General features: G+C 63.9%; 14 protein-coding genes. 11 read left to right on the top strand and 3 right to left on the bottom strand.

The annotated features are described in order from the left end of the window. Positions 1-140 precede the first annotated feature (140 nt). The 6 genes from LB529_RS11280 (at position 141) to LB529_RS11255 (ending at position 7,532) form a co-directional block, all read left to right on the top strand. On the top strand, positions 141-1,445 hold the full coding sequence (locus LB529_RS11280) for an efflux RND transporter periplasmic adaptor subunit (protein WP_224711114.1): 1,305 nt from the start codon (positions 141-143) through the stop codon (positions 1,443-1,445). Continuing rightward, positions 1,442-4,594, top strand: coding sequence for an efflux RND transporter permease subunit (locus LB529_RS11275; RefSeq protein WP_224711113.1), 3,153 nt, complete (start codon positions 1,442-1,444; stop codon positions 4,592-4,594). The genes LB529_RS11280 and LB529_RS11275 overlap by 4 nt, the downstream gene beginning before the upstream one ends. A gap of 64 nt (positions 4,595-4,658) precedes the next feature. Further along, positions 4,659-5,276, top strand: coding sequence for a nitrile hydratase subunit alpha (gene nthA, locus LB529_RS11270; protein ID WP_224711112.1), 618 nt, complete (start codon positions 4,659-4,661; stop codon positions 5,274-5,276). Beyond that, positions 5,273-5,932 carry a nitrile hydratase subunit beta gene (gene nthB, locus LB529_RS11265; protein ID WP_224711111.1) on the top strand — a complete coding sequence of 220 codons (660 nt, stop codon included), beginning with the start codon at positions 5,273-5,275 and terminating at the stop codon, positions 5,930-5,932. Before nthA ends, nthB begins: the two co-directional genes overlap by 4 nt. Beyond that, entirely contained in the window at positions 5,919-6,269 is a 351-nt protein-coding gene (locus LB529_RS11260) for a nitrile hydratase accessory protein (protein WP_224711110.1), read from the top strand. The genes nthB and LB529_RS11260 overlap by 14 nt, the downstream gene beginning before the upstream one ends. Positions 6,270-6,404: 135 nt before the next feature. Then, complete coding sequence (locus LB529_RS11255) at positions 6,405-7,532, top strand: ATP-dependent RecD-like DNA helicase (RefSeq protein ID WP_224711109.1); 1,128 nt, start codon at positions 6,405-6,407, stop codon at positions 7,530-7,532. A gap of 230 nt (positions 7,533-7,762) precedes the next feature. Here the strand turns inward: LB529_RS11255 and LB529_RS11250 are convergent, their stop codons facing one another. Then, positions 7,763-8,161: an STAS/SEC14 domain-containing protein gene (locus LB529_RS11250; protein ID WP_140626916.1), complete on the bottom strand. Its 399-nt coding sequence runs from the start codon at positions 8,159-8,161 to the stop codon at positions 7,763-7,765. A 109-nt stretch (positions 8,162-8,270) separates the two neighbouring features. On the opposite strand from LB529_RS11250, the gene LB529_RS11245 reads away from it, so the two are divergent. From LB529_RS11245 to LB529_RS11235, 3 genes are all read left to right on the top strand, one after another. After that, positions 8,271-9,011 (top strand): pyridoxine 5'-phosphate synthase, encoded by a 741-nt coding sequence (locus LB529_RS11245; RefSeq protein ID WP_095764797.1) that lies wholly within the window; start codon positions 8,271-8,273, stop codon positions 9,009-9,011. Between the two features lie 86 nt (positions 9,012-9,097). Then, the gene (locus tag LB529_RS11240; RefSeq protein WP_095765532.1) at positions 9,098-11,011 is read left to right on the top strand and encodes a potassium transporter Kup; all 1,914 of its coding nucleotides are present in this window, start codon (positions 9,098-9,100) and stop codon (positions 11,009-11,011) included. A gap of 147 nt (positions 11,012-11,158) precedes the next feature. Continuing rightward, positions 11,159-13,075 carry a potassium transporter Kup gene (locus tag LB529_RS11235; RefSeq protein ID WP_224711108.1) on the top strand — a complete coding sequence of 639 codons (1,917 nt, stop codon included), beginning with the start codon at positions 11,159-11,161 and terminating at the stop codon, positions 13,073-13,075. Between the two features lie 145 nt (positions 13,076-13,220). Here the strand turns inward: LB529_RS11235 and LB529_RS11230 are convergent, their stop codons facing one another. Further along, positions 13,221-14,114 (bottom strand): SDR family oxidoreductase, encoded by an 894-nt coding sequence (locus LB529_RS11230; RefSeq protein WP_224711107.1) that lies wholly within the window; start codon positions 14,112-14,114, stop codon positions 13,221-13,223. A 266-nt stretch (positions 14,115-14,380) separates the two neighbouring features. Here LB529_RS11230 and LB529_RS11225 point away from each other — a divergent pair, with 266 nt between their 5' ends. Together LB529_RS11225 and LB529_RS11220 are read left to right on the top strand one after the other, a co-directional pair. Further along, the gene (locus tag LB529_RS11225) at positions 14,381-14,791 is read left to right on the top strand and encodes a winged helix-turn-helix transcriptional regulator (RefSeq protein ID WP_095764800.1); all 411 of its coding nucleotides are present in this window, start codon (positions 14,381-14,383) and stop codon (positions 14,789-14,791) included. A gap of 83 nt (positions 14,792-14,874) precedes the next feature. Next, positions 14,875-16,104 carry an FAD-dependent oxidoreductase gene (locus tag LB529_RS11220; protein WP_224711106.1) on the top strand — a complete coding sequence of 410 codons (1,230 nt, stop codon included), beginning with the start codon at positions 14,875-14,877 and terminating at the stop codon, positions 16,102-16,104. Here LB529_RS11220 and LB529_RS11215 read toward each other — a convergent pair. Beyond that, positions 16,058-16,777, bottom strand: coding sequence for a glutathione S-transferase family protein (locus LB529_RS11215; protein WP_224711105.1), 720 nt, complete (start codon positions 16,775-16,777; stop codon positions 16,058-16,060). The two genes, LB529_RS11220 and LB529_RS11215, sit on opposite strands and share 47 nt — an antisense overlap. Between the last annotated feature and the right edge of the window lies 1 nt (position 16,778).

Below are 16,778 nucleotides of genomic sequence, written 5' to 3'. Positions count from 1 at the left end.
AATCTTCGTAATGCCCCGTTTTGGCCCTTTTCGGCCAAAGCCTTGTCCTATCTACTCCACGAAAATCGCGGCACGAGGTCGTGAAGCGAGCTAGAATGGACCACCGGGATCGGCGTGTCGGGTAGAAGGCTTATTTGTCGATGCGCGGAAAAATCGCCTTTGCAGTTGTTGCGGTCGCCGGTTTGGCGGGCGCCGGGCTCTATCTTTCGCCCACGACGTCGGCCAAGGTCCAGCAGCTGATTTCGGGCAAGCAGGAAAGCGCGGCCGCCACGGACAAGACGGCGAGCGGCGATAAAGCGGCCGGTGCCCCGGACAATGCGAAAAGCGACAATGCGAAAGCCGGTGGTCCGCGTTCGGCCTCGATCGTCTCCGCCACCGCGACGACAGCCGATTTTCCGATCCGCCGCTATGCCATCGGCTTCGTCTCGTCACCGGAGGTGGTCAATATCAATGCCCGTGTTTCGAGCCAGATCGTGTCGATCGCGGTCAAGGACGGGCAGATGGTCAAGGCCGGCGATCTGCTCATTTCGCTCGATGACCGCGCGCTGAAGGCGCAGCTCGCCAAGGATCAGGCGCAGCTCGCCAAGGACCAGGCGATGCTGGTGAGCGCCCAGGCCGATCTGCAGCGTGCGAAGGACCTCGTCGCCAAGCAGGCCGGCACGCAGCAGACCTACGATCAGGCGCTGGCGGCCCAGAAGGCCGCGGCCGCCACCATCGACGCCGACAAGGCGACCATTGATGCCGACACCGTGCAATTGAGCTATGCAACGATCACGGCGCCGATCTCGGGCCGGCTCGGCGCGGTCAATGTGTCGGTCGGCGATCTCGTCACCACCAGCAACGGCAACGCGAGCAGCTCGACGCCGCTGGTCACCATCACGCAGATGGATCCGCTGCAGGTGAACTTCACGCTGCCCGAGAGCAACCTTGCCCTTTTGCATAAGGCGCTCGCCGACCCGCAGCAAGGCGACGTGACGCTGACCAAGACCGGCGATCCCACGCCGATCGGCAAGGGCACACTCGATTTCGTCGATTCCAGCGTCGATACGGCCTCCGGCACCATCGCCACGCGGGCGAGCATACCGAATCCGGATCTTTCGCTGTGGCCTGGGCAGTATGTGAACGTGGTGCTCGAGGCCGGCATCATGCCGCAGATGACCTCCGTTCCCACGGTCGCGGTGCAGCCGAGCCAGAAGGGGCCGTTCGTCTACGTCGTCAAGCCGGACAACACCGTCGAGATGCGGCCGGTGCAGGTGGCGCTGACGGAAGGCCAAAACAGCGCCATCAGCGATGGGCTCAAGAGCGGCGAGAAGGTCGTCGTCGAAGGCCAGACACGGTTGAAAAACGGCGCGGCGGTGCATGAAGGCAAAGCCGCCGCGGGATCCGGTGAACAGGCATCGCCCAAGGTCGCGGAGGCCGACAAGGCCGGCGGGGCGAGCCAATGATCTCCGAATTCTGCATCCGCAAGCCTGTCGCCACCCTTCTGATGTCGTTCGCCCTCATTCTGGGCGGTATTTTTGCCTACAAGTTCCTGCCGGTGGCGGCGCTGCCCAGCGCTGAATTTCCGGTGGTCAACGTTTCGGCCAGCCTTCCCGGTGCTTCGCCCGAGACGATGGCGACATCGGTGGCGACGCCGCTGATCAAGCAATTCGCGACGATCGCCGGCATCGATTCGATCTCGACCACCAATTCGCTCGGCCAGACCTCGATCGCCATCCAGTTCGTGCTCAACCGCGACATCGATGCCGCGGCGGCGGACGTCCAGGCGGCGATCGCGCGCACGCAAAGATCGCTGCCGCCGGAAATGACCTCGCCGCCAAGCTATCGCAAGGTCAATCCGGCCGACGCGCCGATCCTTCTGATGTCGCTGGTCAGCGACACGGTCCCGCTGACCGACCTCGACGCCTTCGCGGAAAACGTCATGTCACCGTCGCTGTCGACCATCGACGGCGTGGCCCAGGTCTCGATCTTCGGCCAGCAGAAATACGCCGTGCGCATCCAGATCGATCCGACCGCGCTCGCCGCGCGCGGCATCTCGATCGATCAGCTGCAGGCCGCCATTACCTCGGCCAACAGCAACACTCCGCTCGGCGTGCTGCAGAACAACAAGCAGCAGCTGACGATCACTGCCAACACGCAGCTTACCGACGCCGCAGGCTTCTCCAACCTCATCATCGCCACCAAGAACGGCCGCCCGGTGCGGCTGGGCGACGTGACGCGCGTCGTCGATTCCGTGCAGACCACGACGACGGCGAGCTGGTATGACGGCACGCGCGCGATCATCATGGCCGTGCAGCGCCAGCCCGACGCCAATACCGTCGACGTCGTCGACAAGGTCAAGGCGATGCTGCCGTCCTTCCAGGACCAGATGCCGGGCGCCGCCCAGATCAAGCTGCTCAATGACCGCTCGACATCGATCCGCCAGGCCGTCGACGACGTCCAGTTCACGCTGCTCTTGACCATCGCGCTTGTGGTGCTGGTGATCTTCGTATTCCTGCGCCGGGTGACGGCGACGATCATCCCGGCGGTGGCGGTGCCGATCTCGCTGATCGCCACGCTTGGCGCGATGTTCCTGTTCGGCTTCTCGATCGACAATATCTCGCTGATGGGATTGACTTTGGCTGTCGGTCTTGTCGTCGACGACGCCATCGTCATGCTGGAAAACATCTTCCGCCATATGGAAGAGGACGGGCTGTCCGCCTTCGACGCTTCGTTGAAGGGAGCGCGCGAAATCGGCTTCACCATCATCTCGATCTCGATCTCGCTGGTGGCGGTGTTCATTCCCGTGCTTCTGATGGGCGGCGTCATCGGCCGCATCTTCAACGAATTCGCCGTCGTGGTGACCGTCGCCATCCTGGCCTCGATGTTCGTGTCACTGACGCTGACGCCGATGCTCTGCTCGCGTCTGTTGTCGGTGACCAAGGCCGATCGCGAAAAGCACGCCCCCGGCCATAAGCCGGACCTCATCACGCGCGGCTATGACCGGATCCTGGGCTTCTGCCTGCGAAACACTTTCCTGGTGTTCCTCGTCTTCATCGCGACCGCCGCGGCGTCGGTGTGGGTGATCCAGGTCTCCCCGAAGGGCTTCTTTCCGCAGGAGGATATCGGCCAGATATCGGTGACCACGATCGCGCGCCAGGACATCTCGTTCGACGCCATGGCGAAGCTGCAAGGGCAGGTGGCCAGCGTGTTTTCGAAGTCGCCCTATGTCGACCATGTGGCCTGGTCGGCGGGTAGCGGCAACAACGCGCTCAACCAGGGCCAGCTCTTCGTCCAGCTCAAGGGCAAGGATCAGCGGCCCAACATCGAGAAGGTGCTTTCGGATCTGAGACGCCAGCTGGCCGGCGTGGCGGGCATCGAGACCTATATGCAGCCCGTGCAGAACCTGCGGCTCGGCTCGCGGTCGTCGGCCAGCGCCTATCAGCTCGTGGTGCAGGGGCTCGACACCGGCCAGACCGACATCTGGGCGCAGAAGCTGAACGACGCGATGGCCGCGGACCATACGAAATTCACCGACGTCACCAGCGACCTGCAAAACAACGCATTGCAGGCCTCGCTGGTGATCGACCGCGACAAGGCCGCCCAGCTCGGCATCGACACCGACACGCTGCGTTCCGCCCTCTATGGCGGCTTCGGCACCGACCAGGTTTCGACGATCTTCGGTTCGGCCGACAGCTATGAGGTCATCACCGAGCTTGATCCCGAGATCGAATGGTCGCCCGAGCGGATGCTCGCCATCCAGATGCGGACGGCGAGCGGCAGCCTGGTGCCTCTCGGCGCCTTCGCCCATGTCGACCGCACGGCCGGCGCGCTGACGATCAATCAGCTCGGTCAGCTTCCGGCGGTGACGATCTCCTACAACCTGCCGCAAGGCGTATCGCTCGGCGACACGGTGACCCGCATCGACCAGCTCAAAGACCAGATCGGCATGCCGAAGGAGATCTCGACGAGCTTTGCCGGCACGGCCAAGACCTTCCAGGATTCGCTTGCCAATCAGGGGCTGCTGATCGGCGGCGCGATCCTGACGATCTATATCGTGCTCGGCATGCTCTATGAGAGCTTCATCCACCCGCTCACCATCCTCACCGGCCTGCCGTCGGCGGTGCTGGGCGCCGTGGTGGCGCTGCGCTTCGCTGGCATGGATCTGTCGGTGATCGCGGTGATCGGCATCCTGATGCTGATAGGCATCGTCAAGAAGAACGGCATCATGATGGTCGACGTCGCGCTGGAGCTCAGGCGGCAGGGCATGTCGGCGAGGGATTCCATCCACAAAGCCTGCCTGATGCGCTTCCGGCCCATCATGATGACGACGCTTGCGGCGTTGATGGGCACGTTCCCGATCGCGCTCGGCACCGGCGCCAGCGCCGAATTGCGCCAGCCGCTCGGCGTTGCCGTGGTCGGCGGCCTGCTCGCCTCGCAGGCGCTGACGCTGTTCGTCACGCCGGTGATCTACGTCTATTTCGAGAATTTCTCGGGCTGGCTGCTCAGCTTCTCGTCGAAGAAGAGCCGGCCGGCGCTGCATGTGGTGGAAAGCGGCGAGCAAGCCTCGCTGTTCGACGGCGAACCCGAGCCGCAGAAGACGGCAGCCGAGTAGATCGCTCCGACTGGCCCAAGCCGTGGCGCTTGCGGCCAGCCGCAGCCGATCCTAGTCTGTGACCATGTCCCATGATCATGACCACGACAACGAGCTCGATCCGTTCGCGGCGCGCGTGCGCGCGCTGGAGACGATTCTGACCCAAAAGGGCCTGATCGACCCTGCGGCCATCGACGTCATCGTCGACACCTATGAGACGAAGATCGGCCCGCGCAACGGGGCGCGGGTGGTGGCGAAGGCCTGGAACGATCCTGACTATGCCGAATGGCTCAAGCGCGACGCGACCGCGGCGATCGCGTCGCTGGGCTACACCGGCCGGCAGGGCGAGCACATGCAGGCCGTGTTCAACACCGAGGAGACGCACAACCTCGTCGTTTGCACGCTCTGCTCCTGCTATCCGTGGTCGGTGCTCGGCCTGCCGCCGGTCTGGTACAAGGCGCCGCCTTACCGCTCGCGGGCGGTCATCGATCCGCGCGGCGTGCTGGAGGAGTTCGGGCTGACGCTGCCGGCGCAGAAGAAGATCCGTGTGTGGGATTCGACAGCCGAGCTTCGCTACCTGGTGGTGCCGATGCGTCCCAAGGGGACCGAGGGCTGGAGCGAAGAGCAGCTCGCCGGACTGGTCAGCCGCGATGCGATGATCGGCACCGCGCTTGCCAAAGAGCCGGAAGGGGAACCCGCATGAACGGACCGCAGGATCTCGGCGGTCAAATGGGTTTCGGGCCGGTCGCGCCCGAGAAGGACGAGCCCTATTTCCACGCGGCGTGGGAAAAGCGCGCGCTGGGCGTGACGCTCACCGCCGGCGGCATGGGCGCCTGGAATATCGACGAGAGCCGGCATGCGCGGGAATCGCTGCATCCCGCCGACTATTACTCATCGAGCTACTACCAGATCTGGATCAAGGCGCTGGAAGTGCTCCTGAAACGCCACGGCTTCGTCACCGAGCGCGACCTTGCCGCCGGCAAGGCAGTCGATCCCGCCGCGACGCCGAAGAGAGTGCTGAAGGCGGCGGATGTGCCGGCGGTGCTCGCCAAGGGCGGGCCTTGCAACCGGCCGGTCGCTACCCCGGCGCGTTTCCGAGCGGGCGATCGCGTGCGCACAAAGAATTTCAACCCGACCGGCCATACGCGCCTGCCGAGTTATGCGCGCGGCAAGAACGGCAGGATTGAGGCGGTGCGCGACAGCTTCGTCTTCCCCGACAGCAATGCGCACGGCAAGGGCGAGAACCCGCAATGGGTCTACACCGTGGTGTTCGACGGGGCCGAAATCTGGGGCGAAGGCGCCGATCCGACGCTCAGCGTCTCGATCGATGCCTGGGAGAGTTATCTTGAGCCGGCATGAAGGTGCGTTGCCGGCCGGTTTCGACGAGCCGGTCTTCGCCGAGCCGTGGCAGGCCGAAGCCTTCGCACTGACCGTTGCGCTGCACGGCAAGGGCCTGTTTTCGTGGAGCGAATGGGCGGAGGCGCTTTCAGCCGAGGTGAAGCAGCCAAGCGCCGCAACGGACGGTCACGATTACTACGAGCATTGGCTGGCGGCGCTGGAGAAGCTTTTGTCCAGGAAGGGTGTCGCCCGCAAGGGCGAGGTGGATGAACTCGCCGCCGCCTGGGAACGCGCCGCGCACGCCACGCCACATGGCAAGCCGATCCTGCTGGAGAATGATCCGGGCGCAGGCCGATAGATCGTCTTTGTTCTCTTTACGTTCCGGTTTGCGACTGATAGCCTGAGTTGTCGGAGGCGTTTGCGCCCGCAGCCGACAACGGTCGATATGGCGGCCAATCTTGTCTTTCGCCTGCGAATCCGGTCTGTCGCACTGATGGAATTTTCTCCCCAGCAGGATGAGGCTTTGAGAGCGGTCGGGCGCTGGCTCAAGGAGGGCCGGCCGCAGGTCTTTCGGCTGTTCGGCTATGCCGGCACCGGCAAGACGACGCTGGCGCGCTATTTCGCCGAGCATGTCGACGGCCAGGTGCAGTTCGCCGCCTTCACCGGCAAGGCGGCGCAGGTGCTGCGCTCGAAGGGGGCGACCAACGCCCGCACCATCCATTCGTTGATCTACAGGCCGAAAGGCGAGGAATCGGTCGAGGACGAGGTGACCGGCAAGACCTCGATGTCGCCGACCTTCTCGCTCAACCGGCAAAGCCCGATTTCGCGCGCCAAGCTTGTCGTCATCGACGAATGCTCGATGGTCGACGAGCAGCTCGGTCGCGACCTGCAGAGTTTCGGCACGCCGATCCTGGTGCTCGGCGACCCGGCGCAGCTGCCGCCGATCTCGGGCGGCGGCTTCTTCACCGAGCATGAGCCGGACGTTCTGTTGACCGAGATCCATCGCCAAGCGCGCGACAATCCGATCATCCGGCTGGCGCTCGACGTGCGCGAGGGCCGCGAATTCATGCATGGCGACTACGGTACGGCGCAGGTGATCGGCAGGGAAGCAGTCAACCAGGAGCTGGTGCTCAAGGCCGATCAGGTGCTGGTCGGCACCAACCGCACGCGCCGGCGCTACAATCAAAGGCTGCGCGAGCTGAAGGGGTTCAACGCCGACTTCCCGCAAGCCGGCGACAAGCTGGTCTGCCTGCGCAACGACCCGGCCAAGGGGCTGCTCAACGGTTCGCTGTGGAAGGTGATGACCTCGTCGCGCGAGACGGTGAAGCCCGGCATCAACCTTTTGGTCTCGCCGGAAGAGGACGACCCCGACCGCGGCGTCGCCAAGATCAAGCTGCTCAAGGCGGCATTCGAGGATCCGGATGCCGAAATCCCCTGGCAGCAGAAGAAGCGCTTCGACGATTTCGATTACGGCTATGCGCTGACCGTGCACAAGGCGCAGGGCTCGCAGTGGAACGACGTGGTGCTGTTCGACGAGAGCTGGGCGTTCAAGGAAACCAGGCAGCGCTGGCTCTACACCGCCATCACCCGCGCCGCCGAGCGGCTGACGGTCGTGCGCTAGGGTTGTTGGGATTCAGGTGAGGCCGGCCTGCAAATGGCGGCTTCCTGCGCTTCCGGTGCGCACATACGTCAGGCACGCTCCGCTCCGGCCTTCGCCGGCCGAAGCTCTCATAAGCGTCTCCGCTCTATGAAGGCTCCGGCCGGCGTAGGCCGGTTCCCGGAAACCATCCAGTTTGGTCGCTTCGCGCCCGTCTTCGACTCCGGCTCGGCCTGACCTGAATCTCAACAACCCTAGTCCGTTGGTCTTGCGCCAAGCCATTGCCAGGCGGCTTCCTCGTCGTCGACGCCAAAGCGCCTGAATTCGAAAGGCAGCGTCTTGGGGAAAAGGCCGGCGACGAGGGGGGCCCAGCTCGGCTCGCCGATGGCCGCGCAGCGCACGACATGTTGCATCGCGTCGGCCACGCCCTGCTTGAGCGTGTCTTGCTTGATATTGGCCCAGTCGACGCTTTCCTCGTCGGTCAACCTCACCAGCACGTCGATCCTGGGATGCAGCGCGTAGGCGGCCTCCAGCAGGCCGAACAGGTTTTCCGCATCGGCCGGCGAGACATCGCCGACGACGTCGATGGCGAAAAGCGCATCGCGATTGGTCTCGATGCGGCGGATCGCCGGCACGGCTTCGAGGAAATTCACTGGCAAATCCTTATCTTAGCCTCCATCTATCCCCTGGAACACGCGAAACCCTCTATCTGTTCCCGTCAAAGGCGCTATAGATGCGCGCCGATCCACTGGACCCCAGCTCATGCCCGCCAAGCTTTCGGTCAATCTCAACGCGGTCGCCATGCTGCGCAACCGTCGCGACCTGCCATGGCCGAGCGTGACCGGACTTGGCCGCATAGCGCTTGCCGCCGGCGCGCACGGGCTGACGGTCCATCCGCGCCCTGACGAGCGGCACACCAGGCATTCCGACCTGCCGGAGATCAGGGCGCTGATCGACGACGAGTTTCCGGGCGCGGAATTCAACATCGAGGGCTATCCGACCGAGGATTTCCTGGCGCTTGTCGAAAAGAACCAGCCCGAGCAAGTGACGCTGGTGCCGGACGACCCTGCGCAGGCGACTTCTGACCATGGCTGGAACTTCGTCGCCCAGGCGGCGTTCCTCACTCCGATCGTCAAGCGGTTGAAGAAGGGCGGGTTTCGCGTGTCTTTGTTTTCCGACGCGGATCCGGACGCGGTCAGTGCGGCTCGCGACACCGGCGCCGACCGCATCGAGCTCTATACCGGGCCATATGGAGGTTACCATTCTGATTCCGCAAAGGCGGCGAAAGAACTGGAAAGGTTGGGAAAAACCGCTGATGCGGCGTTCGCGGCCGGGCTCGGTGTCAATGCCGGCCACGATCTGACCGTGAAGAACCTGCCGCCGCTGGCCAAACGCATTCCGGCATTAGCCGAAGTATCGATCGGACATGGGTTGACAGCGGATGCGCTGGAGTATGGCATGGCCGGCACTGTCGGGCGGTTCTTGAAGGCCTGCGGATGGTAGGGCGCCTTGCGTAACTCCGGCAGTTTCGGTGCGTCCCGCGCGTTGCGGCGACCTCGAAGCGTGGCGAATCTGATGAAATGGGGTTCATGGTGCTAGCCAACGCCAGCGAGACGGAATCCCTCGAACGCTCGGGCCATGCCGAAACCGAGCGGCAGCACAGCACCAAGGTTCTCATGCTTGGCGCGCTAGGCGTCGTCTACGGCGATATCGGCACGAGCCCGATCTACGCCTTCCGCGAGGCGCTGCATGCCTCGTCGAGCTCGGTCGCCCGCCATGACGTGCTCGGCGTGCTGTCACTGATCGTCTGGGCGCTCACCATCATCGTCACGATAAAATATGTCGCCTTCGTGCTCAGGGCCGACAACAAGGGCGAAGGCGGCACGCTGTCGCTGATGTCGCTGGCGCGCAGCGCCTACCCCCCGGGCTCGCGTTTCATCCTGGTTATCGGCCTTTGCGGCGCGGCATTGTTCTTCGGCGATTCGATCATCACGCCGGCGATCTCGGTGCTTTCGGCGGTTGAGGGCCTGAAAGTCGTCACCCCGGCGCTCGATGCCTATGTGGTCCCGATCACGCTGGTCATCCTGGCCGTGCTTTTCGCCGTGCAACGCTTCGGCACGGGCAAGGTGGCGGCGGTGTTCGGACCCGTGACGGCGACATGGTTCGTGGCCATCGGAGCGGCTGGCGTCTATCATATCGTCGACGACCCATCCGTCTTCCTGGCGATCAATCCATATTACGCGATCTATTATCTCGCCACCACGCCGACGGGCGCCTTCGTCACCGTGGGTGCCGTGTTCCTGGCCGTCACCGGCGCCGAGGCGCTCTATGTCGACCTCGGCCATTTCGGCCGCAAGCCGATCGTGATGGCCTGGTTCGCAATCGTTTTTCCTTGCCTGCTCCTGAATTATTTCGGGCAGGGCGCCTTCGTGCTCTCGCATGGCGGCAAGCCCACCAACCCGTTCTTCCAGATGCTGCCCGAATGGGCGCTGATGCCGATGGTGGGCCTGGCGACCGCGGCCACCGTCATCGCCAGCCAGGCCGTCATTTCCGGCGCCTTCTCGCTGACACGGCAGGCCGTGCAGCTCAACCTTCTGCCCCGTATCGAAGTGCAGCACACATCCGAGATGCAGAGCGGCCAGATCTATATGCCGAGGGTCAATCTCCTGGTGGCACTCGGCGTCATGCTTCTGGTCGTCGGTTTCGGCAGCTCGAGCGCGCTCGCCTCGGCCTACGGCATTTCGGTGACCGGCGAGATGCTGATGACGACAATCCTTTTGTTCGTCGTCATGCGCTGGCTCTGGAAATGGCAGGTTGCGGCCGCACTGGCGCTGGCATTGCTGTTCGGCGTCATCGATCTCGGCTTCTTCTCGGCCAACGTTGTCAAGATCGTCGAAGGGGGCTGGGTGTCGATCACCGTCGCCTGCCTCATGGGCCTGATCATGTGGACCTGGATCCGCGGAACCCGCTACCTCTTCGACAAGACGCGCCGCAACGAGATCCCGCTCGATTTCCTCGCGGCGAACCTGTTGAAGAAGAAGCCGCAGCTCGTCTCGGGCACCGCCGTGTTCCTGACTAGCGATCCGCTGAGCGCCCCCACGGCGCTGATGCACAGCCTGAAGCACTACAAGGTGCTGCACGAAAAGAATGTCATCCTGTCGGTGGTGACGGCGCCGCAGCCGGTCGTGCCCGACAGCGAGCGCGTCAAGCTGGAGACGGTCAACGAGCTTTTCATGCGCGTGACGCTGACCTTCGGCTACATGGAGCAGCCGAACATTCCGCGCGCCTTGGCCATCTGCCGCAAGCAGGGCTGGAAGTTCGATATCATGACGACGTCCTTCTTCCTGTCGCGCCGCTCGCTTAAGGCCTCGCCCAATTCCGGCATGCCGGTCTGGCAGGATCGCCTGTTCATCGGCCTCGCGCGGACGGCTGCGGATGCGACGGAGTATTTCCAGATTCCCACCGGACGCGTGGTCGAGATCGGCACGCAGGTCGCTATCTGACGAGGCCGTTTCTATCGGATGACGATGCAGGCGCGCTCCGTGCACAGTGAAGCCGTGCGTCGGCGGCATGGGAGCCCTCACGCTAGGGCACTTGATATTGCACTGCAGCAAGCGTAGAGCACCGCGCGTTTTATCGGAGTGTGGTCCATGGCCCTTGCCAATGGTGCTGAGGCAGAACCCGTCGACCAATCGAGCCATCCAGAGATCGAACAGCACAGCGCCAAGGTGTTGATGCTGGGGGCGCTCGGCGTCGTCTATGGCGATATCGGCACGAGCCCGATCTACGCCTTCCGCGAGGCGCTGCACGCCTCGTCGGGCGGCGACGTGGCCAACCGCGCCGACATTCTCGGCGTGCTGTCGCTGATTATCTGGTCGCTCACCATCACGGTCACGGTGAAGTACATCATGTTCGTGCTGCGCGCCGACAACCGCGGCGAGGGCGGCGTGCTGTCGCTAATGGCGCTGGCGCGCGGCACTTTTCCGACACGCTCGGCGATCGTGCTCGGCATCGGCATCGTCGGCGCGTCGCTGTTCTTCGGCGATGCTGTCATCACGCCAGCCATCTCGGTGCTGTCGGCGGTCGAGGGCATGAACGTCGTCACACCCGCCTTCCAGCCCTATGTGGTGCCGCTGACATTGCTCATTCTCGCAGCCGTGTTTGCGGTGCAGCGTTTCGGCACGGGCGGTGTGGGCCTGGTGTTCGGGCCGGTCACCGCCATATGGTTCCTTGCCATCGGCGTTTCCGGGCTGAAGCACATCATCTCGGACCCGGAAATCCTGTGGGCCATAAGCCCGCACTACATCGTGGCCTTCTTCATCAGTTCGCCCGACGTGTCCTTCGTCACGGTCGGCGCCGTCTTCCTGGCCGTCACCGGCGCCGAGGCGCTCTATGCCGACCTCGGCCATTTCGGCCGCAAGCCGATCGTGCTGGCCTGGCTTGCGATCGTGTTTCCCTGCCTGCTTTTGAACTATGCCGGGCAGGGGGCCTATGTGCTTGCCAAGGGGGGCACGGTCGGCCACCCGTTTTTCGAGATGAATGAGGGCTGGGCGCTGATCCCCATGGTGGTCCTTGCGACCGCAGCGACCGTGATTGCCAGCCAGGCCGTCATCTCCGGCGCCTATTCGCTGACCAGACAGGCGGTGCAGCTCAACATGCTGCCGCGACTCGAAATCCTGCATACGTCGGAGAAGCAGTCCGGCCAGGTTTATATGCCGCGCGTCAACATGCTCCTGGCGCTGGTGGTGATGCTATTGGTGGTTGGCTTCGGCGAATCCAGCAGGCTCGCCTCAGCCTATGGCATTTCCGTCACAGGCAACATGCTGGTGACGACGACGCTGCTGTTCATCGTCATGACACGCATCTGGAAGTGGAATATCTGGCCGGCGATCGGCCTGACGGCGGTGTTCGCCCTGATCGACATAGGCTTCTTCGCCTCCAACATCGTCAAGGTGTTCGAGGGGGGCTGGGCCTCTCTCGCGGTCGCCTTCGCCATTATCCTCGGCATGTGGACTTGGGTGCGCGGCAGCCGCTATTTGTTCGACAAGACGCGCCGTAACGAGATCCCGCTCGATTTCCTGGCGGGAAACCTGTTGAAGAAGAAGCCGCAGCTGGTCTCGGGCACCGCCGTGTTCCTGACCAGCGATCCGCTGAGCGCGCCGACGGCGCTGATGCACAGCCTGAAGCATTACAAGGTGCTGCACGAAAAGAACGTCATCCTGTCGGTGGTGACGGCGCCGCAGCCTGTGGTGCCCGACAGCGAGCGCGTCAAGCTGGAGACGGTCAACGAGCTGTTCATGCGGGTGACGCTGACCTTCGGCTACATGGAGCAGCCCAACATTCCGCGTGCCTTGGCCATCTGCCGCAAGCAGGGCTGGAAGTTCGACATCATGACGACGTCCTTCTTCCTGTCGCGCCGTTCGCTGAAAGCCTCGCCCAATTCCGGCATGCCGATCTGGCAGGATCGCCTGTTCATCGGCCTGGCGAAGACGGCGTCGGACGCGACCGAGTATTTCCAGATTCCCACCGGACGCGTGGTGGAGATTGGCACGCAGGTCGCGATCTGAGAGGCTGGGCGATGCCTGCCGCGGCTGGACACCGCATCTCGGAAAGGCGCGCTTGTCGCGACCGGTGAAAGCCCGATCCGGCTCGGATGCCCAAGAAATCGAAGTGAAGCGCGCCGGGGGGACGACCTCCCAGGCGCGCCAGACTTCAGCCGAGCAATGCGGCCTTGTTCGCTTCGAGGAACTGCTTCAGCGTCCGCGGCTTGCGGCCTGAGAGCTTCTCGACCGCATCGGTCACCTCGCCTATGCGGCCGGCGCGGGTGTTGGCATCGAAGGAGACGATGATACGGGCGAAATCCTCGGGAACGCCCGCCGCTTTCACCCCTTCGGTCAGCGCCTCGTCCGGCAACTGGATGACCTCCAGCGGCTTGCCGGTCACTTCGCTTACCAGCGCCGCAATTTCATTCGTGGTATAGGCCTGCGGGCCGGTCAGCGTGTAGATGTGGCTTTCCTTGGAGCCGGATGCGAGGCCGGCGGCGATGGCGGCCGCCATATCGTCGCGCGCGCCGTGAGCGATGCGCCCGTCGGCGGCCGAGCTGTACCACTTGCCCGACGAAATGGCATGCGGCAGCGACCTGAACAGGTTCTCCTGATACCAGCCGTTGCGGAAGATGGTGTAGGGGATGCCGCTCGCCTTGATCGCCTCTTCGGTGCCGTAATGGTCGCCAGCAAACAGCACCGGCGAGCCGGGCTCCGGATTGGGCATCGAGGTGTAGAGCAGGTGCGAGACCTTGGCCGCCTTGGCCGCCGCCACCGCTGTCTGATGTTGTTTCAGGCGCCGGTCGCTTTTCAGGTCGAGCTCGCCGGTCGAGATGACAAGCACCCGGTCGGCGCCCGTGAACGCTTCTTCCAGCGAAGCCTTATCGTCGAAGTCGGCAACTCTCACAGCGACGCCCCGCGCAGCCAGATCGGCGAGATTTTCCGGGTTGCGTGTGGTGGCGATGATATTGGCTGGCGCGACTTTCCGTTCGCCAAGCAGATGATTGATGACGGCGCGGCCAAGATGGCCGGAAGCACCGGTTACGAGAAGGGTTTCGGTCATCGGGTATCCCTTGAAAATGCCAATGGCGGGTCTGATCGATGGTCTCAAAAAGAGACCAGCGCTAAAATAGGAATTGACCGCAGGCCGTAAAGAAGGCAGTTTTTCGGGAGGTAGGCACTGCCAGGGAACCACCCCGGCCGGCCTAAAGCGCGTCGCGATCTTTCAGATTCGCTCCATGCGCTTTAGGTTTGATTTACGCATGTCTTTATCCCGAGACCGGTTCCCACTTTCGGGAGATGCTTTAGTTTCGATCAGCGGGTGTCGCGATGGACAGCAAGATCTTCAATCTGAAAGCCAAGCTCGAGGTCTACAAGGCCATGACGAACGGCGCGAATTTCGCCGATTGTCCGGTCCGCGACGTGATCCAGGGCATCAGCGGCAAATGGAGCTCGCTGCTGGTGATGGCACTGGCCGAGAAGCCCTATCGCTTTGGCGAGCTGCGCCGGCTGGTTCCCGACATCTCGCAGCGCATGCTGACGCAGACGCTCCATGATCTGCAGCGGGACGGCTACGTGCACCGCGAGGTGTTCCCGACCAAGCCGCCGAGCGTCGAATACAGCCTGACCGATCTTGGACGCTCGATGTTCCTGCCTCTGCAACAGCTCGTTCAATGGGCCGAACTCAATCATGACGCGGTGCGCGACGCGCGCGCCGCCTTCGACACCGCCCAGGGCTGATCTCTCGACACAAGCGTCAAAGCGCCCGATTGATCCGGCGCGTTCCAAGCGGGATTGTCCCCGCAGGGTCGGGTTGGGGGACGATGGGCAAGTCTTACGAGATCGCGATTGCCGGCGCTGGTCCGGCCGGGCTGGCGGCAGCGCTTTACCTCAAGCGGGCCGGACACAAGGTCACCATTTTCGAGCGTTTCGACGCGCCGAGGCCTGTCGGTTCCGGCCTCATCCTGCAGCCGACCGGGCTGACCGTGCTCGCCGATCTCAGCCTGCTCGATGAGATCCTTTCACTTGGCAGCCGCATCGAGCGGCTGCACGGCACTGACGCCGGCAGCGGGCGCACGGTGCTCGAAGTCCGCTATGACGCGCGGCGCGGCCGCCGCTTCGGCCTCGCCGTGCATCGGGCGGCGCTGTTCGGGGTGCTCTACCGCGCTGCCTTGCGCGAAGCGATCGCCATCGAAACCAATGTCGAGGTGGAAACGCTGGAAGTCGGCGAGCGCGCGACGCTGGTCTGCGGCAACGGCAGGCGGCTAGGACCGTTCGACCTCATTGTTGATGCCAGCGGCGCGCGCTCGAAACTGCGGTCATATCTCGGCGATAACGCCATGCCACGGCCGCTCGCCTATGGCGCATTCTGGGCCTCGCTTGGCTGGCGGGACGGCTTTGACAGAAGCGCGCTGCTGCAGCGTTATGACAAGGCGAGCGTCATGGTCGGCGTGCTGCCGATCGGCCGGCCGGAGCCCGGCGCGCAAGAAATGGCGGCCTTCTTTTGGAGTCTCAAGCCGGCCGATGCCGAACAGATAAAGGCGAAGGGCCTCGATGCCTGGAAAGCGAGGGTGGTCTCTGTGTGGCCAGAGTGCGAGGCTTTCACCAGCCAGATCGACAGTTTCGAGCAGCTCTCGCTCGCCCGCTATGGCCACCATACGATGACATTGCCGGCCGGCCGGCGGCTCGCCGTCATCGGCGATGCCGCGCATTCGACCAGCCCGCAGCTCGGGCAAGGCGCGAACATGGCGCTGCTCGACGCCGCGGCGCTCAGCCATGCGCTGGAGCACGCGAACGGCATAGATGAAGCGCTGGCGACCTATGTAAGTGCGCGCCGTTGGCATGTGCGCGTCTTCCAGGCGCTGTCGCGGTCGCTGACGCCATTCTACCAGTCGGACTCCGCGGCCTTGCCCTTTGTCCGCGACCGTATGGTGGCGGCGCTGGCGAGAGTTCCGCCAGGGCCGCAATTCCTTGCGGCCATGGTTGCTGGTACGGTAGTCGACCCGTTCAGGCGGATCGGGCTTGCGGAGTTGCAATGGCCTGCAGCCGGATGATCTCGGACAGGTAAGATCCCTTTGCCCGCAGGAAGGCATGCAGCCGCTGCGGATAGTCCAGACCGACGGCTTCCTTCACGGATTTCCGTTTGCTCAAGGCCGCGCGCCATGCCTGGACGAGCGGCTTGCCGTCCAGAATGCCGAAGTCGCCGATGCGGTCGAACGTGTCGAAATAGCGGAAGACCGGTCCGTAGACGGCGTCGACCAGCGAGAAATGATCTCCGGCGAACCACGGACCGCTTTGCCTTGCCGCGAGTTCTGCTTCCACACGCGCGAACATCCCGGACAAGCCTCCGCTTTCACGGAGGAAAGCGGCTTCATCGGCAGCGGAATAGAAGCGGCCGATGGCATTGAGGATCGCCGAGCCGAATTCGATCCAGGCGCGATGCCTGGCCCGGAGCAGCGGATCGGCAGGGTGCAAGGGATTGGCCTCCGTCTCCTCGAGAAATTCGAGGATGACGGCGGATTCGAAAATGACTTCCTGCGCGTCGCCATGCCGGACGCGCAGCAGCGGCACCTTGCCGAGCGGCGAGACCGCCTTGAACCAGTCGGGCTTGTTGGCAAGGTCGACATCGACCCGTTCGAACGGCACGCCTTTCTCGGCAAGCGAGATCGCGGCGCGCTGGACGTAGGGGCAGAGGTGATGGCTGACGAGGGTGAGCCTGGCGGTCATC

This window comes from Mesorhizobium sp. CA5, from assembly GCF_020165105.1.
In the GTDB taxonomy this organism is placed as follows: domain Bacteria; phylum Pseudomonadota; class Alphaproteobacteria; order Rhizobiales; family Rhizobiaceae; genus Mesorhizobium.
This window is presented reverse-complemented; position numbering and strand designations above follow the sequence as displayed.